The following is a 24,883-nucleotide window of genomic DNA, read 5'->3' on the forward strand; positions in this document are numbered from 1 at the left end:
ATGGTCTAGTCTGGGGATTGGGTGGTGGGTTCTTTGGAGTTGCGGTCGAATTCGAGTCCGGTCTGAATCACGCCGAAACGGGCTTTGTCGCCTTCTTTGGGCAGGTATAAATCGCCTTTGTAACCGCATGCCGACAGCAAAACCGCCGCTGCAACCGATAAAAATACGCAGGATTTCATGGGAAAACTTTCTTGTTGGGCACGAATATGGCAAGATTCGGTATCTTAAACCAAAACCACGCAACAAGCCATGATGAACGAAAGCGAATTTATCCGCCACACGGAAGCACTGTTCAACCGAATCGAAGACCAAATCGATGAAAACGGCTGGGATTTCGACTGTCAGTTTGCCGGAAACGTGTTAACCATCGAAGCGGAAGACGGTACGCAGATTATCGTCAACCGCCACACGCCCAATCAGGAATTGTGGATTGCGGCCAAAAGCGGCGGCTACCATTTTGTCGAACGCGGCGGAAAATGGGTTTCCACGCGCGACGAAAGCGAGTTTTTCGCCGTATTGAACCAAGCCTTGAGCGCGGCCTCGGGCGAAGACGTGCGCATTGAGGCCGTCTGAAAATTTTCGCCTGATTTTTCAGACGGCATGCGCTAAAATCGCCGCATTCCGAATTTCCAACGATTTTTTAAGGAACAACCATGCCTTTATTAGACAGCTTCAAAGTCGACCACACCCGTATGCACGCGCCTGCCGTGCGCGTGGCCAAAACCATGACCACCCCGAAAGGCGACACGATTACCGTGTTTGACCTGCGTTTCTGCATTCCCAACGAAGAAATCCTGCCCGAAAAAGGCATTCACACGCTGGAGCATTTGTTCGCCGGATTTATGCGCGACCACCTCAACGGCGGCGACGTGGAAATCATCGACATTTCCCCGATGGGCTGCCGCACCGGTTTCTACATGAGCCTGATCGGTACGCCGTCTGAAAACCAAGTCGCCGACGCATGGCTGGCTTCGATGAAGGACGTGTTGAACGTGCAGGACCAAAGCAAAATCCCCGAGCTGAACGAATACCAGTGCGGCACTTACCAAATGCACTCGCTCGCCGAAGCGCAGGCCATCGCCGAAAACGTGCTGGCGCGCAAGGTGGCCGTGAACAAAAACGAAGAGCTGACTTTGGACGAGAGCCTGCTGAAGGTTTGAGCGGGCTGTTTGGAATCTTATTGAAAGGCCGTCTGAAATTTGTTTTCAGACGGCCTTTGTGCGGTAAGTGCGGATTGGGTTGATTTATGTTACGGAAATGCCGTCTGAAAGGTTGGTTTTTCAGGCGGCATGACAGTTTGCCGGTAGGGTGGGCATTTATGCCCACCAAATGCTTTAAATTTACTACCCGGCTTCAATTTGAAATTTGCGTGGGCAGCGAGTGCCCACCCTACGGGGTTTTCCGCAACCTGTCCCCTCTCCCGTCTGGAGGGAGAGGGAGGTTCTTGGAATCAAAGCAATTGAAGATGTACATTTCAAGCACACTTCAAAAACAAGATTCCCTTAGTCTGAAAAGATGTTTTCAGACGGCCTTTTTGCGGTAAGTGCGGATTGGGTTGATTTATGTTACGGAAATGCCGTCTGAAAGGTTGGTTTTCAGACGGCATGACGGTTTGCCGGTAGGGTGGGCATTTATGCCCACCAAATACTTTAAATTTACTAACCGGCTTCAATTTGAAATTTGCGTGGGCAGCGAGTGCCGACCCTACGGGGTTTTCCGCAACCTGTCCCCTCTCCCGTCTGGGCGGGGGAGGGTTAGGGAGAGGGTGGTTCTTGGAATCAAAGCAATTGAAGATTCACATTTCAAGCACACTTCAAAAACAAGGCTTTCCCTTAGGCGGACATACCACCCTTCCCCTAGCCCCTTCCCGCCGGCGGGAAGGGGAACAGGTTGCTGCAATTATTTACAGGTCAATATTATAAAAACGGTGCGATTGTGGCTTAAGCGCACAAGCCCACGCCGTTTAAGTTTTCAAGTTTAAATCCAAACATTCAGGCCGTCTGAAAAAATTTTTCAGACGGCCTTTCTCTATCAAAAAACAGTCAGCCCTGTTTCGCCTCTTCCCCGAACACTTCCCGCCACAATTGCCGCACGCTCCGGTAATGGCCGAGCAGCACGTCGTCGACTTCGACTTTGGCTACATCACGCAGCCTGGTGTTGTGTTGCTGCTGGCGGTAGAAGCGGTAGGCGGTGCGGCTTTGTTCCGCTGAGTTTTTGTCTATCAAACCGCAGTCGGCGGCGATGTTCAGGAGCGCGATGTTGCCGTAGTTGTCGAGCAGTTCGGGGTGGCGGTGCGCATGGGCGAGAATCAGGTATTGCACGATAAATTCGACATCGACCACGCCGCCGCGCGCGTATTTGACGTTGCTGTCGAGCGGCGGATGGGCGGGGAACATTTTTTCGCGCATGGCGATGATTTCGCGCGCCAAATCCGTATGGTCGCGGTCGGCGGTAAGGATGTCGCTGCGGATGCGGTCGAAGGCCGTCTGAATGTCGGGCAGGCCGCAAATGAAGCGGGCGCGGGTGAGGGATTGGTGTTCCCATGTCCAGGCGTTTTCGCGCTGGTATTTTTCAAACGCGGCGACGCTTTGGGCGAGAAAGCCGCTGTCGCCGTCGGGACGCAGGCGCAGGTCGGTTTCGTAGAGCGTGCCGGCACCCGTGGCGGTGGAGAGCCAGTTGGTCAGGCGGCGGGCGAAACGGATATACACGTCCTGCGCGTCGGGGTGGTCGTCGTCAAACAGGTAAACCAAGTCCAAATCGGAGGTGTAGCCCAATTCCTTGCCACCGAGCTTGCCGTAGCCGATGACGGCGAACTGCGGTGCGTCGCGGTGTTTTTTCGGCATGTCCGCCCACACGAACGGCAGGGCGGCGGCAATCACGGTGTCGGCGAGCGCGGAGAGCTGGTCGGACAAGGCTTCGACCGTCCACAAACCGGCCAAATCCTGCACGGCCAGACGGAAAAGTTGCGCGTGCTGGAAATGGCGCAGGATGTCCATTTGCGCTTCGGTGTCGCGGTTGCAGTTGGCAAGGCCGTCTGAAAGTTCGGCGGCGAGTTTCGGCCAGTCGAAACCGGTTTCCAAAAGCTGCGCGCTGATGAGTTCGTCGAGCAGAATCGGGTATTGCGTGAGATAGGCGGCGACCCACGAGCTTTGGCTCATGATGCCCGCCAGTTGTTCCAGCGTTTGCGGATGCTCGTTGAGAAAGGCGAGATAGGCCGAGCGGCGGCTGATGTTTTCCAGAAAATCCGTCAGGCGCATGAAGGTTTCGGTCGGATTGGGGCGCGCGGCGGCGGCCTGCATGAAGGCAGGCACGATGGCGTCGAAACGCGGCTGCGCGTGGGCAGACAAGTGGCGGTATTTGTGGCTGCCGCGCAGCTGGTCGAGCCGCGCGGCCACGCTCTCGGCTTCGAAACCGTGTTCTTTCAGACGGCATGCTCGCGCTTCTGCGTCGGGGTTTTCCTGCCAAGCCCATTGCCATTCGCGGCTGCTTTCGCCGGCTTCGCTTTCCGGTTCGCTCAGAATGTCGTTGAACAGGGCATTCACGGCGCGGCGGTGGGCGTTGAGGCCGTCTGAAAACGCGGCATAGTCGGCAAATCCCATGCTTTCGGCCAGCAGTTGCTGCTGTTCGGGCGATTCGGGCAGGGTTTGGGTCTGCTGGTCTTCCCAATATTGCAGGCGGTGTTCGACATCGCGCAAAAAGCGGTAGGCGGCGAGCAGCATTTCCACCTGTTCAGACGGCATGATGCCCGTCTCGCCCAGCTTCAACAGCGTTTCCTGCGTGCCTTTCAGTTGCAGCGCACGCATTTGGCCGCCGCGTATCATCTGGAAAATCTGCGCGATAAACTCCACTTCGCGGATGCCGCCCGCGCCCAGTTTGATGTTGTCCGCCATGCCTTTTTTGCTGACTTCGTCGCGGATTTGGCGGTGCAGGCTGCGCATACCGCCGTAGGCGTTGTAATCCAGATATTTGCGGAACACGAACGGGCGGATTAAACCTTTGATGTCGTTCGGATACGGCGTGACCACGCGGCCTTTGCACCACGCGTAACGCTCCCATTCGCGCCCATGCTGGACCAAATACTGCTCCAGCGCGGTTTCGCTCGAGACCAGCGCGCCCGAATCGCCGTCGGGGCGCAGGCGCATATCGACGCGGAACACCCGTCCGTCGGCGGTAATGTCGTCCAGCAGCGCAATCAGCTTTTTGCCCACGCGCGTGAAAAATTCCTGATTGTCGCGCCCGCGCTTGCCGTCGGTTTCGCCCGATTCGGGATAGACAAAAATCAAATCGATGTCGGACGACACGTTCAACTCGTAACCGCCGGCCTTGCCCATCGCCACTACGCTCAGATACTGCGGCGCACCTGTGTAGCGTCCGACGGGCGTGCCGTACATATCCCGATAATAGGCGTAGGAAAAATCCAGCGCGGTATTGACGGCAAAATCGGCAAACAGCGTAATCGTGTGCGTTACTTCGCTCAAATCGCTCAAACGGTTGAGATCACGCACGATAATCTGCGACACCACATAACGGCGCAGCTCGCGCAGCCGCTTGGCCAGTTCGTCTTCGTTTTCGTCGGCACGGATTTTGTCCCAGTCGGCAAAAGCGCGGAAATCTTCCGTGTCCAAAACCTTTTCCAGCATAGGCGTGAAAATTTCAGGTTTCAGACGGCCTGAATCTAGGTTACGGGCAAGAAAGGGCGAATAACGGCGGGCGGTGTCGAGCAGGTTCATGATTTGGGTGTGAAAACGGTAAAGGTTTATCATAACAAAGAAAACAGGCCGTCTGAACATTTTCAGACGGCCTGTTCATTTTTTTCCTGTAACCGGAAAATTTGTAGGGTGGGCACTTGTTGCCCACATAATCGTCACTCCTAAGCAGCGAGGGCTTAAATGAAAAAGCTGTCGGACCGCGGGACAGCAATTTCCCTCTTGTAACGCTCCAATAAACACCTTGATATACTTCAAAATCTTTTCAGACGGCCTTTATCGTCATTATTAAATTGTTTACAATGCAGGACAAATTCATTTCCGAAAACGAAAGCGCAGATGATGGAACACATTGCCGTATTGGGCGGCGGTTTGGCAGGCCGCTTAACCGCATGGGGTTTGGCGCAGCAGGGGTTTGAAGTATCGCTGTTCGAACAGGGTACGCGTGCGGGCGAACGTTCGGCGGCCTATGTCGCGGCGGCCATGCTCGCGCCTTTGGCCGAGTCGGTGGAAGCCACGCCGCTGGTGGTGTCGCTCGGGCGGCAGAGCATGGCGTTGTGGCGCGGCATCACAGGCCGCCTGAAAACGCCCGTGTTTCATCAGGAAAACGGCAGCCTGATTGTGTGGCACGGGCAGGACAAGCCTTTGTCGCGCGATTTCCAACAGCATTTGAGCCGTGCCAATCAGGGCGTGAACCCGGCCGTGCATTGGTCGGCCGCCGACATTGCCGCCAACGAGCCGCAACTGGCCGGGCGTTTTTCAGACGGCCTTTATCTGCCGGATGAAGGACAGTTGGACAACCGGCAGGTGCTGGTGTCGCTGGCCGATACGCTGGAAGACTGCGGTGTGCATTGCCATTGGGAAACTTTTCGTGAAATCAGCGATTTGACGGAATTTGACGGCATCATCGACTGCCGCGGCTACGGTGCAAAAACGCGTTGGAACAGGCCGTCTGAACGCAGCAGATTGCGCGGCGTGCGCGGCGAAGTGGCGCGCGTTTACGCTCCCGAAGTCAGCCTGAACCGCCCCGTGCGCCTGCTGCATCCGCGTTATCCGCTCTACATCGCGCCGAAGGAAAACCACCTGTTCGTCATCGGAGCGACCCAATTGGAAAGCGAAAGCGACGCACCGGCCAGCGTGCGTTCGGGCTTGGAATTGTTGTCCGCCCTTTATGCCGTGCATCCTGCATTCGGCGAAGCGGAAATCCGCGAAATCGCCGTCGGCCTGCGCCCGACTTTGAATCATCACGATCCTGAAATCCGTTACAGCAAAACAGACAAACTGATTGAAATCAACGGCCTGTTCCGCCACGGCTTTATGATTTCGCCGGCGGTGGCGGATGCGGCGGTGCGGTTGGCGGTAAACCTGTTCGGCGGCGGCGGGATTCCCGAATCCGATTCGGTAACGGATTTGGCTTATTTGCGTTTGGAGGCCGTCTGAAAACGCCATGCTGTTTTAGGATATAAGGCCGTCTGAAAATTTACTTGGTGGAAATTTTGAGCAGCTTGGCGTGCGGAGAATATTTGTCTGTCGGAAAATTTTCAGACGGCCTTTCCGGTTATTCATGCCGGAAAAATTCTGTTTGCGCCATCTGTTTCAATGTCAAAAGGAATCCTGAAAATGCAGTTCCCGAAATTAGTTAAGCCTTTGAAATTTTACGCAGTCGTTCCGACCGCCGACTGGGTGGAACGCATGGCGGCAGCCGGTGCGGATACCATGCAGCTGCGCAATAAAACCCTGCACGGCGATGAGTTGCGCCGCGAAATCGAACGCTGCGTGGCCGCGTGCGCAGACAGCAGTACCCAGCTTTTTATCAACGATCACTGGCAGATGGCCATCGAAGCGGGCGCATACGGCGTGCATTTGGGGCAGGAAGACATGGATACCGCCGATTTGGCCGCCATCGAAGCCGCCGGCTTGCGATTAGGGTTGAGCACGCATTCGGTTGCCGAACTCGACCGTGCCTTGTCGGTGAACCCGAGCTATGTCGCCAGCGGCGCGATTTTTCCGACCACCACCAAACAAATGCCGACCGCGCCGCAGGGCTTGGACAATCTGCGCCAATATGTGCGGCAGGCGGGAGATACGCCGGTGGTGGCCATCGGCGGCATTGATTTGAACAACGCGCGCGGGGTGTTGGCAACAGGCGTATCGTCGCTGGCGGTGGTGCGTGCGGTAACGGAAGCGGAAAATCCCGAAGCCGCGGTCAAGGCGTTTCAGGCGTTGTGGGAAGAATAACAGGCCGTCTGAAAAAGTGATGGTTTTGCAGAAATCCCGTTGCGCTCGTTTTAGCTTCGCAGAAACTCGCTGCGCTCGTTTTGGCGAAACTCGCTGCGCTCGTTTTCAGACGGCATTGAAGGAAGGTTTTTATGAACATTAAACTGAATGGTGAAAATATTGAATTTTCAGGAAAAACCGTTGCCGATTTGGTGGCGGAGGCCGAGCCTGCAAAGCCGTTTGCGGTGGCGGTGAATACGCAGTTTGTATCGAAGGGCGCGTATGAAACCACCATGCTGGCGGAAGGCGACGCGGTGGATATTGTGCGCCCCGTTGTCGGCGGTTGAGGGCGGAAAGGAAGAACGATGTTGAATTTATATCATGAAAGTTTCTCTTCGCGGCTGCTGCTCGGTACGGCTGCTTATCCGACACCCGAAATCCTGCGCCAATCGGTCGAAGCGGCCAAGCCCGGCATGATTACCGTGTCGCTGCGCCGTGCGGGCAGTGCAGGGGAGACGCATGGGCAGAGTTTTTGGGAGTTGCTGCAACAAATGAACGTGCCCGTGCTGCCCAATACCGCCGGCTGTCAAAGCGTTCAAGAAGCGGTAATGACGGCGCAGATGGCGCGCGAGGTATTTGAAACCGATTGGATTAAGCTGGAATTAATCGGCGATGATGCCACTTTGCAGCCTGATGTGTTCCAATTGGTCGAGGCGGCGAAAATCCTGATTGACGACGGTTTTAAAGTGCTGCCGTATTGCACCGAAGACTTAATCGCCTGCCGCCGTCTGCTCGATGCGGGTTGCGAAGCCTTGATGCCGTGGGCTGCGCCCATCGGGACGGGCTTGGGCGTGGTGCACGAATACGCGCTGAAAGTGTTGCGCGAACGCCTGCCCGATACGCCGCTGATTATCGATGCGGGGCTGGGCTTGCCGTCGCAGGCGGCGCAGGTGATGGAGTGGGGGTTCGACGGTGTGCTGCTCAACACCGCTGTATCGCGCTCGGGAAATCCCGTGGAAATGGCGCGTGCGTTCGCACTCGCTACCGAAGCCGGACGCGCCGCATTCGAGGCGGAACCCGTGCAGGCGCGCGAACAGGCGCAGGCGAGTACGCCGACCGTGGGGCAGCCGTTTTGGCATTCGGCGGAATATTGAGTGAATGGTTTGGGTAAAAAGGCCGTCTGAAAAATGTTTTTCAGACGGCCTTTGTTTATGCCGCTTGCTTCAATCAATGTCCGCTGCACACGCGGCAATCAGGGTTTTTCCCGAACTCAAATGTCTGCCAGTCGCCCGAAAGCGCGTCGTACATGCGCAGGCAGCCGTGTCGGGCGGTGCCGCTGTTCATGAGGATTTTCAAGGCTTCGGCGGCTTGGGCAGTGCCGATGATGCCGACCAGCGGCGAGAATACGCCGAACAGGGCGCACGCGCCGTCGCTGGCGGAGTCGCCGTCGAACAGGCAGGCGTAGCAGGGGGCATCGGCCAAGTCGGGGCGGTACACGGCAAGCTGGCCTTCGAAGCGCACCGCCGCGCCGGAAACCAAAGGCGTGCGCGTGGCGACGCTGGCGCGGTTGACGGCTTGGCGCGTGGCAAAATTGTCGCAGCAGTCGAGTATGATGTCGGCGGTTTGCAGGATGTCGGTCAAACGGGCTTCGTCCAACGGTTCGGTAATGACCTTGATTTCCGCCGCGCTGTTGATGGCTTTCAGGCGGCCTGCCATGACTTCGGCTTTGTTGCGGCCGATGTCGGCTTCGGTAAACATGATTTGGCGTTGCAGGTTGGTGTCGTCGATGGTGTCGAAGTCGGCAATTGTCAGGCGGCCGATGCCGGCGGCGGCGAGGTAGGGCAGCGCGGCAGAGCCGAGTCCGCCGCAGCCGACGACGACGGCATGGGATCGGAGCAGTTTTTCTTGGCCTTCGATGCCGATTTCGTCTAAGAGAATGTGGCGGCTGAAGCGTAAGAGTTGGGCATCGTTCATGGTATCGGTTCAGGCCGTCTGAAAGTTTTCAGATGGCCTTTTCAAATAAAAAGTCTGCACCGATTATAAAGCAATCGTGCAGACTTGGCGGAATGAAAAACAGATGGTTTTGGCGGCTGTTTAGAAATCGATGTTTTCAAAATCGTTGTTAAACAGGAAATTACCGCTTTTGCCGCCGGTTTTTTCTTCCAGATGGATTTGGGTGATGATCATGTTTTTGTCCACGGCTTTCATCATGTCGTAGATGGTCAGCAGCGCGATGTTGACGCCGGTCAGGGCTTCCATTTCCACGCCGGTCGCGCCTTCGGTGGTGGCGGTAACGGTGGCTTTCACGCGCGCCAGTTCGAGATCGACATCGAAATCGACGCGGACGTGGGTCAGCGAAATCGGGTGGCAGAGCGGAATCAGAAAGCCGGTCTGCTTGGTGGCCTGAATCGCGGCCACGCGCGCTACGCCCAATACGTCGCCTTTTTGCGCGGCGTTTTCGGCCAAAATGCCGATGGCCTGACTGCTCATGTTGATCACGCCGCTGGCGCGTGCAGTGCGTGCGGTGGAGGCTTTGCCGGAAATATCCACCATGTGGGCTTCGTTGTTTTCGTTTAAGTGGGTCAAATCTAACATAGTCGTTTCCTGAAATGTGCCGGCTAAGGCCGGTTTTGTTTATCAATGCGTGAATGGGCGTTATTTTAAGCTATTTTCAGGTTGTGGAACAGGGTTTAAGCAGACGGGGTAACGACGGAGGCCGTCTGAAAAGCACGGATACGCGGGGACGTTAATAATGAAACAAACAGGGCGGATTCGGTAAAGAAACGGCGGATGGGTTGCCGTCGGCGGCATCGTTATCATTGTAGCGGTTTTAATAAAGCTGCTATACAATGGAACGCGTCTGAGTTTGAAAAATAGAGGGAAAAATATGCAACTCCATATTCTGAATAATCCGAAAGACGCGGCTTTGGCGGCGGACGCGGAATTTTTAAAACAGTGTCTGTTCAACCTGCTGCATCAGGAAGCGTCGCCTTTGGTGGTGGAAACGGTCAAGCAGTTGTCGACTGCCGACGATTCGGGTGCGCTGATTGAAAAAGTGCTGCCGCAATTGGACGAACAGCAGGCGCATGATCTGACGCTGGCTTGCGGTTTGTTCGCCCAGATTTTGAACATTGCGGAAGACGTCCACCACGAACGCCGCCGCCAGGTGCACGAAGATGCGGGACACAACACCGCCGACGGCAGCCTGGCCGAAACCGTGCGCAAACTGCGCGCCAACAAGATTGACGGTAAAACGGTGCAGCAGCAGTTGAACGAAACCACCGTGACCGCCGTATTGACGGCGCATCCGACCGAAGTGCAACGCCAGTCGGTGCTGCGTTTCAACCGCCGCATCCGTGCGTTGCTGCCCGAGCGCGAACGCTGCACCAATGCGGAGGCTCTGGCCGATTTGCGCCGCGACATCGAAACCATTCTGCTGGGTTTGTGGCAGACCAGCGAAACGCGCCAGTACAAACTGACCGTAAACGACGAAATCAACAACGGCGTGAACATCTTCCCGATGAGTTTCTTCGAAGCTCTGCCGAAACTCTACCGCGGCATGGAGCGCGATTTTCAGACGGCCTATCCCGACGCGGAAGTGCCGGATATTCTGAAAATCGGCGGCTGGATCGGCGGCGACCGCGACGGCAATCCGTTCGTGACCGCCGAAACATTGCGCCATGCCTTTACGCGTCATGCCGATGCCGTGTTCCGCTGTTACCGCAGCGAGTTGGACAAACTGTATTATGACCTGCCGCTTTCCACCCGCCGCGTGAAAGTGAATGACGACGTGATGGCGATGTCGGACGAATCGCCCGACGAGGAAATCGCCCGTTTGGAAGAACCTTACCGCCGCGCGATTGCCTACATCATGGCGCGCGTGATGGGCAAAGCGCGTTCGCTCGGCTTGGGCATGGGCTGCAAATTCGGCTTTTACGAACCCTATGCCGATGTGCAGGAATTCATCGCCGATTTGAAAAAACTGCAACGCTCGTTGCGCGACAACGGCAGCGCGTTGATGGCCGAAGGCCGCTTGGCCGACTTAATCCGCATTGCTTCGGTGTGCGGCTTCAATATGATGCCGCTGGACTTGCGCCAACACGCGGAGAAACACGCCGATGTGGTGGCCGAACTGTTCCGCCATGCCGGTTTGGAAGATTACGCGCAATTGTCGGAAGAAGAGAAACAGGCCGTTTTGCTGCGCGAATTGCAGCACCAGCGTCCGCTGTACAGCCCGTTTGTCGAATACGGCGAACACACGCGCCGCGAGTTGGCGATTTTTACCGAAGCGCGCAAAATCAAAGACGAATTCGGCGAGCAGTCCGTTACCCAAAGCATTATTTCCAACTGCGAACAGCCGAGCGATCTGCTGGCTCTGGCTCTGCTGCTCAAAGAGTGCGGCCTGCTGACCGTTTCAGACGGCCTGCCGCAAAGCCGCATGAATATCGTGCCGCTGTTTGAAACCATCGAGGCTTTGGAAAACGCCTGCCCCGTGATGGACAAAATGTTCTCGCTGCCGTGGTACCGCGCTCTGGTGCGCAGCCGTGACAACATTCAGGAAATCATGCTCGGCTATTCCGATTCCAACAAAGACGGCGGCTATGTAACCAGCTCGTGGTGTCTGTATCAGGCCGAATTGGGCTTGGTGGATTTATTCAAGAAACACGATGTGCGTATGCGCCTGTTCCACGGGCGCGGCGGCAGCGTCGGACGCGGCGGCGGCCCGTCTTACCAAGCGATTTTGGCGCAACCTGCCGGCAGCGTGGCGGGACAAATCCGCATTACCGAGCAGGGCGAAGTGATTACCGCCAAATACGCCGACCCGAGCAACGCGCGCCGCAATCTGGAAACCTTGGTGGCCGCCACGCTGGAAGCGACGTTGCTGCCCGACCGCAAAGATCCCGATCCGAAACTCATGCAGGATTTATCGGACATCTCGTTCAAATACTACCGCGAACTGATTACGTACGAAGATTTCATCGACTACTTCCTGCAAACCAGCCCGATTCAGGAAATCGCCACGCTGAATTTGGGCAGCCGCCCGGCCAGCCGCAAGACTTTGGCACGGATTCAGGATTTGCGCGCGATTCCGTGGGTGTTCTCATGGATGCAGAACCGCCTCATGCTGCCTGCTTGGTACGGCTTCGGCAGCGCGGTGGAAACCTTGTGCAGCCAAGATCCGGCCAATATGACCCTCATGCAGAACCACGCCAAACACAATCCGTTTTTCCAAGCCATGCTCTCGAACATGGAGCAGGTAATGGCCAAAACCGACATCACGCTGGCGGAGGATTACGCCGAATTGAGCGAGTCGCCCGAAAAAGCTGCCGCGATTTTCAGCATGATTAAGGCCGAATACCTGCGCAGCCGCAAAGCTCTGTTGGACATTCTGCAAACCACCGAACTTCTGAGCGACAACCGCAGTCTCGCCCGTTCGCTGGCCTTGCGCATTCCGTATCTCAACGCCTTGAACGGCTTGCAAGTCGCCATGCTGCGCCGACTGCGCCAAAATCCGCAGGACAGCCATGCCCTGCTGATGGTACACCTGACCATCAACGGCGTGGCGCAAGGTTTGCGCAATACGGGTTGATTCGGGTTTAAACAGTAAGGCCGTCTGAAAAAATTTCAGACGGCCTTTGTTTTTACGGCTTAATCATCATAGCCGTTGGGATTGTTGCTCACCCAACGCCATGAGTCTTCCATCATTTGGGTTAAATCGCGTCGGGTTTGCCAACCGATTTGCGCCTTCGTATAGGAAGGATCGGCATAGAAACATGCCAAATCGCCGGCGCGCCGCGGTTTGATTTCAAACGGAATCTTCAAGCCCGATGCGGCTTCAAATGCACGGATGATTTCCAATACCGAAAAAGCACGGCCTGAACCCAAATTCAGCAAATGCGTACCCGATACATTGCTTTTTGCCTGCATTGCAGCGACATGGCCTTCTGCCAAATCCATCACATGAATGTAGTCACGCATCCCTGTGCCGTCGGGGGTAGGGTAGTCGTCGCCGAATACTGCCAATTGCGGCAGCTTGCCCGCAGCCACTTGGCAGATATAAGGCAGCAGATTATTCGGAATACCGTTTGGCTGCTCGCCAATCAAACCGCTCTCGTGCGCGCCAATCGGATTGAAATAACGCAGTAAAATCACGCTCCAGCGCGGATCGGCCTTTTGAATGTCGGTCAGAATGCGCTCAACCATCGATTTCGACGTGCCGTAAGGGCTGGTGGTATCACCCGGAGGCATATCCTCGGTATAAGGCACTTTGCCCGGATCGCCATAAACAGTCGCCGAAGAACTGAACACAATGCTGAACACGCCCGCGCGCGCCATCTCTTCCGCCAGCACCAAGCTGCCCGAAACATTATTGTCATAATATTTCATCGGCTCGGCCACGCTTTCGCTCACTGCTTTCAAGCCGGCAAAATGAATGACCGAATCAATGCTGTTTTCAGCAAAAATACGGCGCAAAATCTCACGGTCGCGGATGTCGCCCTGATAAAACGGAATATCTTTACCGGTAATCTGTTTTAAACGCAGCAGGATATTGATGCTGGAATTGCACAAATTGTCGAGAATCACGACATCATAACCTGCTTCAGTCAGGGAAATGGCGGTGTGCGAACCGATAAAGCCGGTGCCGCCGGTAACGAGGATTGTTTTCATGGAAGCCAATTTAAGTTAGTGAAAAGTAAGTGTAAAGTATACTATGTTTTAAACGAAAAAAACGAATAATACAGGGTTTTAGTTTTCATTGGTGGTTACTGGAGCTTATATTATGCTAGGGTTATTGATGTAATGAGAAGATTTCAAAAGTAAAAGCTGTCTGAAAAACTAATTTTCAGACAGCATTATCATCAGAGCTTGCTTGTTCGAAGCTTATATTGGAAAGGTGTTTCTCTCGACCAATTGACGTCAGTCTTTAGAATTTTGACAGGAGATCCACCTATAAGGACATTATCAAAATTATCGACTTTATTTTTTGTAACCAATGAATTTGAAGCGATAATAACATCATTACCAATGTTACATCCTTTCAATATTTTTACATCACGGTTACACCAAACATGATTTCCAATGCGAATAGGATCTCCCAAGTTGAGTAATTCACCAGTTTTTCTATCATATATGGTATGCACATCAGTTGGATAAATTAGAATATCTTCCGCAAACATACAGTTATCTCCAATAGATACGGAAGTATTCTGTTCATGGCATCGGATTTCTACCCCCCAACAAGAAAAGTTATCACCGATAGTTACATCGCTTTGATTGCCAAAAATTTTTAAATTAACAATACCAAAATTAGATTTACCAATTTCAATATGCATATTAGAAATTAGAATAAATGCACATTTAGTAAATTTTGTATCTTCATGAATAATAATATGGTTATTAATGCCATGAAAATTTATACTAACCCCCGGGATGGATTGAATTATTTTTCGACTTCCGTCTTTTTTTATCATTTCAATAATATTGTTTTTCATAAGAGTTTTTTCCAAATTAAATAGTAAAATCAAAATTATCCGAATATTTCATCTTTAATAATATCTGCACAACTTTTTGTTGAGGGAGGGAATATTTTGTCTACTCGGTTATCGTATTTTTTAAATAATCTCGTTCCTCTATTTGCATAAGTAGTAATAACTTTAATTAAAGCTGTTAAGTCATTTATTAGAGGACCAAATCCATTTTCTACAAAATCAAAACTACCTGGCTGATAGGCATGAGTTAATCCATAGAATTGTTCCCTATCAAATTGATAGTAAATTACTGGTTTTCTCAGAATGGCAAAGTCAAAATGCAATGATGAATAATCAGTAATCAGTAAGTCATGCTCCAAAAATAAATTTTGGTATGATACTTGACGGGGGTTTTCAATTTTAATATTGGGATGAAGGTTACCAAAAACTTTTTCTAACAGATTGTATTCTTCTAGAATATTATAAAAATTTAAATGTGGACAAAAAGTAATTGTAATACTTCCATCCTCAAGTTTTTTAACTATTTTTTCAGATTTCAAAAAATCAAACCAATATTTTAAATATTCTGAATTTAAAAAATCATTTAAATGTCTATCAATCTTAAGATTCAAAGTATTAAATTTTGATCTCCACGTTGGACAAACAAGAATATTTTTGGGTCCTTTCAAATTTTTTTTGTTACGGCCTGATGAATACTTTAATAACGAGTCAAACCTTGGAATTCCTGAAAGTAAAATATCATTTTTATGATAAATGTAATTATAAGAATTACCGCATATTTCTTGATATTCAAATGGAGATGAAACTACCATTCTGTAAATCTGAGAAAAAAATGCATTGAAAGGTTTAGAAAGGTTTGAAGTTACAACCCCATGCTGTAAAAAAATGAATTTTTGAAATTTAAAATTATGCCCTTTAATCCATTCACCTAAATGCCCAGGTAAATATGATGAAAAAATATAATTAGAATTTTTTAAGAGGTGGATAGCTTTTAGTGAATTAATATCAACAAGATTGAAACCTTCCATTTTAAGTTTATGCCAATGCTCACTTTTTTTATCAAGTAGATAAAAAGGAATTAAATTGGGCTTGTTTTTAGGATTAATAAACCACGAACGATAGAGATGTTCTGCATTATCATCAGCTTTATAGCCAGAATCTACAAACACACCAGTATTTTTAAAGGAATTCATTTTTTCGATATATGGGTTATAAAAATCTGTATCGTTCTCCTGTAATAATTTGAAATCAGAGTATATTTTTGCATTATCTCCATCTATTGAAAAAGTTATTGTCTGATTTCGCGGAATTTCGAAGCATACATTGAATTCATGAATAAGCAGCTCATCAAAAATTTTATGTGTAACAACTTTTTCAGAGAAAGGGGCAACTTTGCGTTTATCATTAACCCATAGGTTAAAATTTGTTTTTCCTTTTTCACCATAAAATCTAAAATATACTAGATTATTATCTACATCAACTTTGTTAACGTATACTCGTTTATCATTTGGCAGAGTTCCATAAAAGAACTTTGAAATAGCTGAAATCCAAAAATAATTTCCTGGAGAAGTATAAAATTTTTCAAGGGTAGCTCTATCTACAAATTGCAGGCATTTCTTAATAATATCTAATAACTGTTGAATTTCCTCCTTATTTAAAACTGCTTCTATTCGGCTTTTATTGATAGATGCAACTTGTAGGTATGGAATGATGGAAAACAGTATTAAGCGCTGTATATGCTCAGGAACTGTATCTTTTTTCTTGAATAAGTTAATTACATCCAATACCCCGTGTGTGAAGAATTGTTGATATTTGGCCTTTTTTGTCCATTGGCTATTTGAAGATGAACTTTCATTTTCCCGTAGTCGATAGTAGTACAAAGCATCTTTTATATAAGCAATATTTTTTCTTTCAGTTTTATCTAAGGCAAAAAGGTATTCGTAAAAGAATTTTGTATCTTCAAAAGAGGCAGTTAAATTTTCGTCAAATTCAATATTTTTATTTCTAATGATCTTTGTTTGATATATTGAAGAACTTGATGAAAATTGTACACAATCTTCAAAGTTGGAAGAATTTACTATACGAACAGGCCTGGTAAAACAGAAATCGGTTTGGAATCCATCGTGATAGGTGCCAAATTTTTCTTTGAATAGTTTAAATTTTGTAATTGCTGCACCAATATTATTTTCATCTTTCATAGTTTTTTCTATTAGGTAAAAATAATTTCTATCAAGAAAATCATCTGGATCAATAAATGTTACCCATTCTGTCGTTACATACTTTAAACCTAAATTACGAGCGGAAGATTGACCACCATTTTTTTTATAGATATAAAAAATGTTTGATGGGTATTTTTTTACCCATTTCATGATAATTTCTTTAGAATTATCTAGTGAACCGTCATCAACTAAAATAACATTTATGTTACTTTTAAAATCTAACCGTTGTTTTTCTAGCGATTTTAAATAATCGTCTAAATATGGAGCGACATTATATACTGCACTAATTATTGTGAATTTTTTAGATGGTCTTTTTACTTTAGGAAGATATAAATATGAGAAATTTTGAAATTTCCTATATTTATTTTTTAATGCGTCTGAAAAAAATAATACAGGGTTATTTTTCAGCTTTCTTAATTTTCGGTTTAATGAGTTTTTCACTGTGGTTTCCTGTAATTAAATTTGGTAGTAATTTTTTAACATTAAAACTAGTTTTTCCTGATAATCTGGAATATTTTTTTTACTGTTAAAATCATTAGCGCAAAAAGAATGGGGTTGTTGTTGAGTCTGCGTACTCTGCAATAATTTCGCATATTGTGCCATAGCATGTGCAGAGCGGATATTGAAGTAATAACAAATCTCCCTTGTAAATACTGCTTGTCCTTCCAAATATGCCAGCCACGGAACAAGAAAGGTTGCCATATTCAAATCATTGTCTGCACGCAGTTTGTTGGATAGAAATGTTCTGATTTCAGGTTCGAATTCCTGCCATGCCAGATGGTACATGCTTTTTTTCAGCGGAACATAGGTATGTACCAAGGGCATGTTGATAAAAGAGTCATGTTTTCTTTGCAGTAGTTTGATACTGTTGAGTGATGCATTCAGGGTAGGGGTTGCTACCCCTTTTTTTTGCATGACGGTCAGTTTTTTGTCTGCGGTAAAAAGTGATGCAATACCGTTTGGACGGAAAAAATGTCCGGCTTGTAACGGACGTGCAACAAAAACATCATCGTTGAAATAGATGAAATTTTCGCTCAGCCCGGGAATGTTGTGCAGATGTGCTTCAATAACATGAGAATTGAAGGTAGGTAGGTACTGGGTGTCGATAATTTCAGTGTGATCAATGATGCGGATGTTGCCTGCATTTTCCGGATTGAACCATGCCGGGATTTGGGCATCGGTTACGATATAGATGGTTCGTACCCATGGCATGAATTTTTGTACGCTGTACACGGAATAATAAAGCTCGTTGTGGTTGGAGAAACGGGCTTTGTCATTGCCATAGAGAGCGGTACGGGTAAAGTCACACGTGGCTGCGTTATATTTTCGCTGCCATGCGGAATCTTGATTATTCACCCATGTGAAGACGACATCGATTTCCGGATTGTCTTTGATGCCGGACTCGAGTTCGGAGAAGGCGAGACTGTGTTTGATGAGGATATATTCATCCTCTTCGCAGATATTTTGTTCGTTGTTAACGACGGGGTATTTTTTGTTGAAATAGTCGCGAAAAAATATGCCCGGTTTGAAAATAAGCTTTTTGACTTTTTTCATGTCATGTTTCCGTAATGTTGGATTTTACCGTATTAAGGGTAACGGATACTTTTTATGCCAAAGTTTGTCCGTGAGTGTATTATTGTAACTGGAAAATTTATTTTTGCGGTAATTATTTATATAATTGTAGTTTGCCCAATAAGTTATGAAAATGGAATTTTAAAAATAAGTTTCTTTTTTTACTTGGATTTACAATGAGCGTATAATACGCCATTTCTTTGGTTTGTGTGCAAAAATGTTGCGTGTTGCATATTAAGCCGTTTGTATATATCGGGGTTTGCGATGATTAAATTAAGAGTATGTGCCTTGGTGGTATCTGCTGCGCTGCTTTCTGCGTGTGCCGGTCTGCCTGCTTCGGGGCCTAGTGGTAAAAAAGTAACAGCTTTGGGCAGTCAGAAGGATGCGGCTTTGCCGGAGGTGGAATTAATCGAGGTTGACGGTAAAGTTGCCCAATCGCTGTATCAGGCGCAGGTCAATCAGTCGTTTTCTCAATTTGGCGAGGGGTATTCATCGGCAGGGACGCTGAATGTCGGTGATGTCTTGGATATTACGATTTGGGAGGCTCCGCCTGCCGTTTTGTTCGGTGGCGGTATTTCTTCTATGGGGTCGGGCAGTGCGCAGCAAACCAAGCTGCCGGAGCAGCTGGTGTCTGCAAGGGGTACGGTTTCGGTGCCGTTTATCGGGGATATTCCGGTTGTGGGTAAAACGCCGGCTCAGGTGCAGGAAATGATTAAAGGCCGTCTGAAAAAGATGGCGAACCAGCCTCAGGTGATGGTGCGTTTGGTGCAGAATAATGCGGCGAATGTGTCGGTAATCCGCGCGGGCAACAGTGTGCGCCTGCCGCTGACAGCAGCGGGCGAGCGTGTGTTGGATGCGGTGGCTGCAGTGGGCGGTTCGACAGCAAATGTGCAGGATACGAATGTGCAGTTGACGCGGGGTAATGTGGTGCGGACTGTTGCGCTGGAGGATTTGGTTGCGAATCCGCGACAGAATATTTTGCTGCGTCGCGGCGATGTGGTGACTTTGATTACCAATCCGAACAGCTTTACTTCTATGGGGGCAGTAGGCCGGACGCAGCAAATCAGTTTCTCGGTAAAAGGTTTGTCGCTGGCTGAGGCAGTGGGGCGTATGGGCGGTTTGCAAGACCGCCGCTCGGATGCGCGCGGGGTGTTTGTGTTCCGTTATACGCCGTTGGCTGAGTTGCCTTCCGAACGTCAGGATAAGTGGATTGCGCGGGGTTACGGCAGCGAGGCGGAAATTCCGACGGTTTACCGTGTGAATATGGCGGATGCGAATTCTTTGTTCTCGATGCAGCGTTTTCCGGTGAAAAATAAGGATGTGCTGTATGTGTCGAATGCGCCTTTGGCTGAAGTGCAGAAATTCTTGTCGTTTGTGTTCTCACCGGTTACGAGCGGTGTGAACAGTATCAATAATTTAACGAATTAATGTGGGAATAAATAATGTCTGAACAGCTTCCTGCGGCCGTTGTCGCTGAAACAAAAACCGAAAATCAGAAGCCGGTTAAAAAGAGTTGGTTGAAAAAGATAAGTCCGCTGTTTTGGGTGACGGTCATCATTCCTACGGCTGTTGCTTTGGTGTATTTCGGTTTGTTTTCTTCCGACCGGTTTACTTCCCAATCGAGTTTTGTGGTGCGCTCTCCGAAAACGCAATCGTCCCTTAACGGTTTGGGCGCGATTTTGCAGGGAACGGGCTTTTCCCGTGCGCAGGACGATATTTATACGGTGCAGGAATACATGCGCTCGCGTTCGTCTTTGGATGAGTTGCGTAAAATTTTGCCGGTGCGTGAATTTTATGAAACCAAGGGTGATGTGTTCAGCCGATTTAATGGTTTTGGTTTGAGCGGAGAAGAAGAGGCTTTTTATCAATATTATAAAGATAAACTGAGCATTAATTTTGATGCGGTATCAGGGATTTCTACGTTGAACGTGACATCATTCGATGCGCTTGAATCCCGGAAAATCAATGAGGCTTTGTTAAAGCAGGGTGAGGCATTGATCAACCGGCTGAATGATCGGGCGCGTTCCGATACGGTGCGCTATGCGGAAGAGGTGGTGAAAGCGGCGGAAGAACGTGTGAAAGAGACATCGCAGAATCTGACTGATTACCGTATTTCCAACGGTGTATTCGATTTGAAGGCGCAATCGGAAGTGCAGATGGGTTTGGTATCCAAGCTGCAGGATGAATTGATTGTGATTCAAACCCAGCTTGACCAAGTGAAGGCGGTGACGCCGGAAAATCCTCAAATACCGGGTTTGCAGGCGCGCGAAAAGAGTTTACGTAAGGAGATTGCTCAGCAGTCGCGTGCAATCTCGGGCGGCGGTCGGTCTTCATTGTCTAATCAGGCTGCCGATTACCAGCGCGTGTATTTGGAGAACCAACTGGCCGAGCAGCAGCTGGCTGCGGCGATGACTTCGTTGGAAAGCGCGAAAGCCGAGGCGGATCGACAGCAGCTTTATCTGGAAGTGATTTCCCAGCCCAGTCTGCCGGATTTGGCGCATGAGCCTAAACGGTTGTACAACATTGTGGCGACTCTGATTATCGGTTTGATTGTTTACGGTATTTTGAGCCTGTTGACCGCCAGCATCCGCGAGCATAAAAACTGATGAAAGCGTTGCATAAAACTTCGTTTTGGGAATCTTTGGCGATTCAGGGTCGCGTCATCGGTGCGCTTCTGATGCGGGAGATTATTACCCGTTACGGCCGCAATAACATCGGTTTTTTATGGCTGTTTGTCGAGCCTTTGCTGATGACATTGTTTATTGTGCTGATGTGGAAGTTCTTCCGTGTAGATCAGTATTCGACTTTGAATATTGTGGCGTTTGCGATTACCGGCTATCCGATTATGATGATGTGGCGTAATGCTTCTAATCGCGCTATTGGTTCGATTTCGGCAAATGCCAGCTTGCTCTATCATCGGAACGTACGGGTTTTAGACACGATTTTGGCGCGCATGATTTTAGAAATCGCAGGGGCAACCATTGCGCAAATTGCGATTATGGCCGTATTGATCGCGATTCGCTGGATTGAAATGCCTGCGGATATATTTTATATGTTGCTGGCTTGGATCTTGATGGCTTTTTTTGCTATCGGACTCGGCTTGGTGATTTGTTCCATTTCTGTCAATTTCGAACCGTTCGGTAAGATTTGGGGAACATTGAGTTTTGTCATGATGCCGTTGTCGGGTGCATTCTTTTTTGTTCATAATCTGCCGCCACAAGTGCAAGAATATGCGCTGATGATTCCGATGGTGCATGGTACGGAGATGTTTCGGGCCGGATACTTCGGTGGTGAGGCCGTTACTTATGAAAACCCGTGGTATATCGTGCTGTGGAACTTGATATTGTTGTTAATAGGTTTGGCGATGGTCAGTAAATTCAGCAAAGGGGTCGAGCCGCAATGATTTCGGTTGAACATGTTTCCAAGCAGTACCAAATGCGCGGTGGAATGCGTACGGTTTTGGACGATGTCAGTTTTTCGCTGAAAAAAGGTGAAAAAGTGGGTATTTTGGGGCGTAATGGTGCCGGTAAATCCACTTTAATCCGCTTAATCAGCGGCGTGGAACCGCCGACTTCGGGGGAAATCAAGCGTACGATGAGTATTTCGTGGCCGCTGGCTTTCTCGGGTGCGTTTCAAGGCAGCTTGACCGGTATGGATAATCTGCGCTTTATCTGCCGCATTTATAACGTCGATATTGATTATGTGAAGGCGTTTACGGAAGAATTTTCCGAGCTGGGGCAGTATCTTTATGAGCCGGTTAAGCGTTATTCCTCGGGTATGAAGGCGCGGTTGGCCTTTGCGCTGTCGCTGGCGGTGGAGTTTGACTGTTATTTGATTGACGAAGTGATTGCAGTGGGCGACTCGCGTTTTGCAGATAAATGCAAATATGAGCTGTTTGAAAAACGCCAAGACCGTTCGATTATTCTAGTCTCACACAGCCACAGCGCGATGAAGCAGTATTGCGATAATGCGATGGTGCTGGAGGCGGGGAAGCTGTATCAGTTTGATAATATGGACGAAGCTTATAAATATTATCATGCTTCGGTATAAGGCTACTGGATTTGGAGGCCGTCTGAAAAATATTTCAGACGGCCTCCAATTTATTCTCATCAAAAAATAAGTAAAAAAACAGGGCCTTCAATGGAAGCCCTGTTTTGGTTCGGCATTCAGTTAATGGTAAAGCCGCGCAGGTATTGGGTACGTTCACGGGTCATACGCGTATCGCATTGCAATTGGAGATATTCGGCTTGAGCCGGATTATCTGCCCGAACTGCGGCTTGCTGGCAATTTTGAATCTTGCTTTGAATCCAACCACGCTGTTCGTCTAGGATACCTTGCTGTACGCCGCGTTCCATGCTGTTCCATACGCCGTTTATTTCTGCCTCGGCTTGTCGGTTTTGCGCGCGTGCGCCTTCCAAGTCATTTGCAGAGAATGACGGATTTTGTGCAGAACCATCTGTATTAGGGCTCATGATTTCGGTATTGGCGTCCATGCCGATTAAATCCTGCGGTACACCTTCATATTGGCTGGCCGCATTGTTTTCCAGAATCTCCTCCGGATTGGCTTCGGGCGGCTCGTCAGAGGACGGGTTAGTGCTCAGACGAATGGCATCTTCTTTGCTCACGGCCTTGCCGTCAATCATGACAATGCTTTTTACGCCGTAAGGCAACAGGGCAGCCGAGACGGTTTGTGCAGTATTGGTAACGGTATTGTCTTCAAAACTGACACCGTCGGTTTGGCTTGGCGTATAGCGGATGGTTGTGGTAAAGCTGTTGCCGGAATAGCTCATATTGCTGCCCATGACTTTTTGGCCGATGATTTCGGCAATGCCGGTACTGCCGTAAATCAGCGGGCTGTTTGTTGCGGCCATGTTAGCGATTTCGGTCGGAATCATGATGCGCAAACCTGCGCTGCATAAGGTTTGATTGCCTTCACGCACGGTTTGGGCATCTTCCAGTGCAATCTCAAGCTGGGAGCCTGCGGCGATGATTTTATCGGCATCGACGAATTGCCGACTGTCGTTGCGGGCAAAAGCGCGCGCTTCCTGTTTGATAATGTCTTGAATATTATTGCGGACGCTTTGCGCCACGGCAGGGTCGTTACAGGCCAATTCAGCCGAGGCATTCTGCTTTGACGGCTCGTCGCTGCATGCCGCCAGCAAACCGGCGGCAAGTGCTGAAGCCAGCAGTTTTCGGTACATAATGTTCTCCTTAACGGATAGAACCGTCTCAAATCAAAAAATATTTTTCAGACGGCATCATAACAAAAGCACCTGCAACAGGTAAGATGTTGCAAGTGCTTTTTCGTTCATTAACCGATTATTTCAGGAAGTTTAAGAAACCCGACAAAATCAGCGCGTTGATAAGATCGACGAAGAATGCACCCACCATCGGCACAATCAAAAACGCCTTATGCGACGAACCGAACGTTTGGGTCACGGACTGCATGTTGGCCACGGCAGTCGGCGTTGCACCCAAGCCGAAACCGCAGTGGCCGGCAGCCAGTACCGCTGCATCGTAATCGCGGCCCATCACGACATAAGTTGCAAAAGTCGCATACAGAATCATCACGACGGTTTGCACGGCCAGAATAATCGCCACAGGACCGGCCAAACCGGTCAGCTCCCACAGCTTCAGGTTCAGCAGAGCCATTGCCAAGAACAGCGACAAAGAAGCGTTGCCGAATACGTCAATCGCACGGTCGAACATGTTCACTTTGAATGCGGAAGTCAGCACATTGCGCAGAATCACACCGAAGAACAGACACCATACGAATTTCGGCAAATCGATTAAGTATTGTTTGTCGTAGCCGTCGAAAATTTCAGCGAACGCCAAACATGCAGCAAACATCGCCAGCGTCTCCACCGCATTGTCCGCCGTAATCAAACGCTGACGGTGCGCTTTTTCAAAAATATCGTCATTATTGTCTTGCGCATTATCCGCCGGATTTTCTACCGCAGAAATAGGTTTGCGGCCTTGGCGGTTAATCAGACGGCGTGCAACAGGGCCACCGATCAAGCCGCCGAATACCAAGCCGAAAGTAGCGGCAGCCATGCCCAAAGTAGTGGCGCCGACGACACCGTATTCTTTCTCAAAAGTCGGCCCCCACGCACCGGCCGTACCGTGACCGCCGGTCAAAGTAACCGAGCCGGTCATCAGGCCGATTAAAGGATCCAAACCCAATACAGAAGCCAATCCGACACCGACAAAGTTTTGTACGATGATAAATACGCCCACCACCACGGTAAAAATTACCAACGGAAAGCCACCTGCTTTCAGCCGCGAAAAATCGGCACTCAAACCAATCGAAGTAAAGAAAATCAGCATGAATGCGTCTTGCAGAGGTTTCTCGAATTTGAAGCTCACCCCGTAAATCTGGTGCAGGACGAATAACACCAAGGCCGCAATCAAACCGCCGGCCACAGGCTCGGGGATATTGAAATCCTGCAGAAAGCGGATTTTTTTCACCAAGAATTTACCCAGCAGCAACACGACCGTTGCCGCAATCAAGGTGTAATAACTGTTAAATTCCCATTCCATTATTGTTTCTCTCTATTGAAATAGCGTTTATCAAACATGATTTTCCGATATTAGGGCAATAGTTAAATTTTGTCAAAGAGCTTGGCATATTTTCAGCGTAAATTCAGTCTTAAATTCATTAGATACATTTAATAATCAA

21 protein-coding genes are annotated in these 24,883 nt (G+C 49.5%); 11 read left to right on the forward strand and 10 right to left on the reverse strand.

Annotated elements, in window-relative coordinates; all coding sequences use genetic code 11:
• Positions 1 to 5 precede the first annotated feature (5 nt).
• Positions 6 to 179, reverse strand: a complete 174-nt coding sequence (gene lptM, locus ACM67E_RS01530) for an LPS translocon maturation chaperone LptM (RefSeq protein WP_416191892.1) — start codon at positions 177 to 179, stop codon at positions 6 to 8.
• 70 nt (positions 180 to 249) lie between these two features.
• Here lptM and cyaY point away from each other — a divergent pair, with 70 nt between their 5' ends.
• Positions 250 to 573, forward strand: coding sequence for an iron donor protein CyaY (gene cyaY / locus ACM67E_RS01535; protein WP_416191893.1), 324 nt, complete (start codon positions 250 to 252; stop codon positions 571 to 573).
• An 80-nt stretch (positions 574 to 653) separates the two neighbouring features.
• On the forward strand, positions 654 to 1,160 hold the full coding sequence (luxS, locus tag ACM67E_RS01540; protein WP_416191894.1) for an S-ribosylhomocysteine lyase: 507 nt from the start codon (positions 654 to 656) through the stop codon (positions 1,158 to 1,160).
• A gap of 882 nt (positions 1,161 to 2,042) precedes the next feature.
• Here luxS and glnE read toward each other — a convergent pair.
• On the reverse strand, positions 2,043 to 4,730 hold the full coding sequence (glnE, locus tag ACM67E_RS01545) for a bifunctional [glutamate--ammonia ligase]-adenylyl-L-tyrosine phosphorylase/[glutamate--ammonia-ligase] adenylyltransferase (protein ID WP_416192711.1): 2,688 nt from the start codon (positions 4,728 to 4,730) through the stop codon (positions 2,043 to 2,045).
• A 318-nt stretch (positions 4,731 to 5,048) separates the two neighbouring features.
• Between glnE and ACM67E_RS01550 the strand changes: the two genes are divergently transcribed.
• The 4 genes from ACM67E_RS01550 (at position 5,049) to ACM67E_RS01565 (ending at position 8,077) form a co-directional block, all read left to right on the forward strand.
• Entirely contained in the window at positions 5,049 to 6,146 is a 1,098-nt protein-coding gene (locus ACM67E_RS01550) for an FAD-dependent oxidoreductase (protein ID WP_416192712.1), read from the forward strand.
• A 180-nt stretch (positions 6,147 to 6,326) separates the two neighbouring features.
• Positions 6,327 to 6,944, forward strand: coding sequence for a thiamine phosphate synthase (gene thiE, locus ACM67E_RS01555; RefSeq protein ID WP_416191895.1), 618 nt, complete (start codon positions 6,327 to 6,329; stop codon positions 6,942 to 6,944).
• Positions 6,945 to 7,075: 131 nt separating this feature from the next.
• Positions 7,076 to 7,270: a sulfur carrier protein ThiS gene (gene thiS / locus ACM67E_RS01560; protein WP_416191896.1), complete on the forward strand. Its 195-nt coding sequence runs from the start codon at positions 7,076 to 7,078 to the stop codon at positions 7,268 to 7,270.
• 18 nt (positions 7,271 to 7,288) lie between these two features.
• Positions 7,289 to 8,077, forward strand: a complete 789-nt coding sequence (locus ACM67E_RS01565; protein WP_416191897.1) for a thiazole synthase — start codon at positions 7,289 to 7,291, stop codon at positions 8,075 to 8,077.
• A 73-nt stretch (positions 8,078 to 8,150) separates the two neighbouring features.
• Here the strand turns inward: ACM67E_RS01565 and ACM67E_RS01570 are convergent, their stop codons facing one another.
• Positions 8,151 to 8,897, reverse strand: a complete 747-nt coding sequence (locus ACM67E_RS01570; protein WP_416191898.1) for a HesA/MoeB/ThiF family protein — start codon at positions 8,895 to 8,897, stop codon at positions 8,151 to 8,153.
• 120 nt (positions 8,898 to 9,017) lie between these two features.
• The gene (moaC, locus tag ACM67E_RS01575) at positions 9,018 to 9,518 is read right to left on the reverse strand and encodes a cyclic pyranopterin monophosphate synthase MoaC (RefSeq protein WP_416191899.1); all 501 of its coding nucleotides are present in this window, start codon (positions 9,516 to 9,518) and stop codon (positions 9,018 to 9,020) included.
• Between the two features lie 292 nt (positions 9,519 to 9,810).
• Between moaC and ppc the strand changes: the two genes are divergently transcribed.
• Entirely contained in the window at positions 9,811 to 12,513 is a 2,703-nt protein-coding gene (gene ppc, locus ACM67E_RS01580) for a phosphoenolpyruvate carboxylase (RefSeq protein ID WP_416191900.1), read from the forward strand.
• A 59-nt stretch (positions 12,514 to 12,572) separates the two neighbouring features.
• Here the strand turns inward: ppc and galE are convergent, their stop codons facing one another.
• From galE to ACM67E_RS01600, 4 genes are all read right to left on the reverse strand, one after another.
• Complete coding sequence (galE, locus tag ACM67E_RS01585; RefSeq protein ID WP_416191901.1) at positions 12,573 to 13,592, reverse strand: UDP-glucose 4-epimerase GalE; 1,020 nt, start codon at positions 13,590 to 13,592, stop codon at positions 12,573 to 12,575.
• Positions 13,593 to 13,783: 191 nt separating this feature from the next.
• Positions 13,784 to 14,416 carry a hypothetical protein gene (locus ACM67E_RS01590; RefSeq protein ID WP_416191902.1) on the reverse strand — a complete coding sequence of 211 codons (633 nt, stop codon included), beginning with the start codon at positions 14,414 to 14,416 and terminating at the stop codon, positions 13,784 to 13,786.
• Positions 14,417 to 14,451: 35 nt separating this feature from the next.
• Entirely contained in the window at positions 14,452 to 17,073 is a 2,622-nt protein-coding gene (locus ACM67E_RS01595; RefSeq protein ID WP_416191903.1) for a CDP-glycerol:glycerophosphate glycerophosphotransferase, read from the reverse strand.
• Positions 17,074 to 17,088: 15 nt separating this feature from the next.
• Positions 17,089 to 18,186: a stealth family protein gene (locus ACM67E_RS01600; protein WP_416191904.1), complete on the reverse strand. Its 1,098-nt coding sequence runs from the start codon at positions 18,184 to 18,186 to the stop codon at positions 17,089 to 17,091.
• A 282-nt stretch (positions 18,187 to 18,468) separates the two neighbouring features.
• Here ACM67E_RS01600 and ACM67E_RS01605 point away from each other — a divergent pair, with 282 nt between their 5' ends.
• The 4 genes from ACM67E_RS01605 to ACM67E_RS01620 are packed head-to-tail and all read left to right on the forward strand — an operon-like array spanning position 18,469 to position 22,254.
• Complete coding sequence (locus ACM67E_RS01605; RefSeq protein ID WP_416191905.1) at positions 18,469 to 19,632, forward strand: polysaccharide biosynthesis/export family protein; 1,164 nt, start codon at positions 18,469 to 18,471, stop codon at positions 19,630 to 19,632.
• A gap of 14 nt (positions 19,633 to 19,646) precedes the next feature.
• Positions 19,647 to 20,810: a capsule biosynthesis protein gene (locus tag ACM67E_RS01610; protein WP_416191906.1), complete on the forward strand. Its 1,164-nt coding sequence runs from the start codon at positions 19,647 to 19,649 to the stop codon at positions 20,808 to 20,810.
• Positions 20,810 to 21,607, forward strand: a complete 798-nt coding sequence (locus ACM67E_RS01615; protein WP_416191907.1) for an ABC transporter permease — start codon at positions 20,810 to 20,812, stop codon at positions 21,605 to 21,607. Before ACM67E_RS01610 ends, ACM67E_RS01615 begins: the two co-directional genes overlap by 1 nt.
• Positions 21,604 to 22,254 carry an ABC transporter ATP-binding protein gene (locus ACM67E_RS01620; protein ID WP_416191908.1) on the forward strand — a complete coding sequence of 217 codons (651 nt, stop codon included), beginning with the start codon at positions 21,604 to 21,606 and terminating at the stop codon, positions 22,252 to 22,254. Before ACM67E_RS01615 ends, ACM67E_RS01620 begins: the two co-directional genes overlap by 4 nt.
• Positions 22,255 to 22,370: 116 nt before the next feature.
• On the opposite strand, the gene ACM67E_RS01625 is transcribed toward ACM67E_RS01620, so the two are convergent.
• Together ACM67E_RS01625 and gltS are read right to left on the reverse strand one after the other, a co-directional pair.
• Complete coding sequence (locus ACM67E_RS01625; protein ID WP_416191909.1) at positions 22,371 to 23,405, reverse strand: lysozyme inhibitor LprI family protein; 1,035 nt, start codon at positions 23,403 to 23,405, stop codon at positions 22,371 to 22,373.
• Between the two features lie 118 nt (positions 23,406 to 23,523).
• Complete coding sequence (gene gltS, locus ACM67E_RS01630; RefSeq protein ID WP_416191910.1) at positions 23,524 to 24,744, reverse strand: sodium/glutamate symporter; 1,221 nt, start codon at positions 24,742 to 24,744, stop codon at positions 23,524 to 23,526.
• Positions 24,745 to 24,883: the final 139 nt, after the last annotated feature.

This window comes from Neisseria sp. CCUG12390, assembly GCF_047837985.1.
Taxonomy (GTDB): Bacteria; Pseudomonadota; Gammaproteobacteria; order Burkholderiales; family Neisseriaceae; genus Neisseria.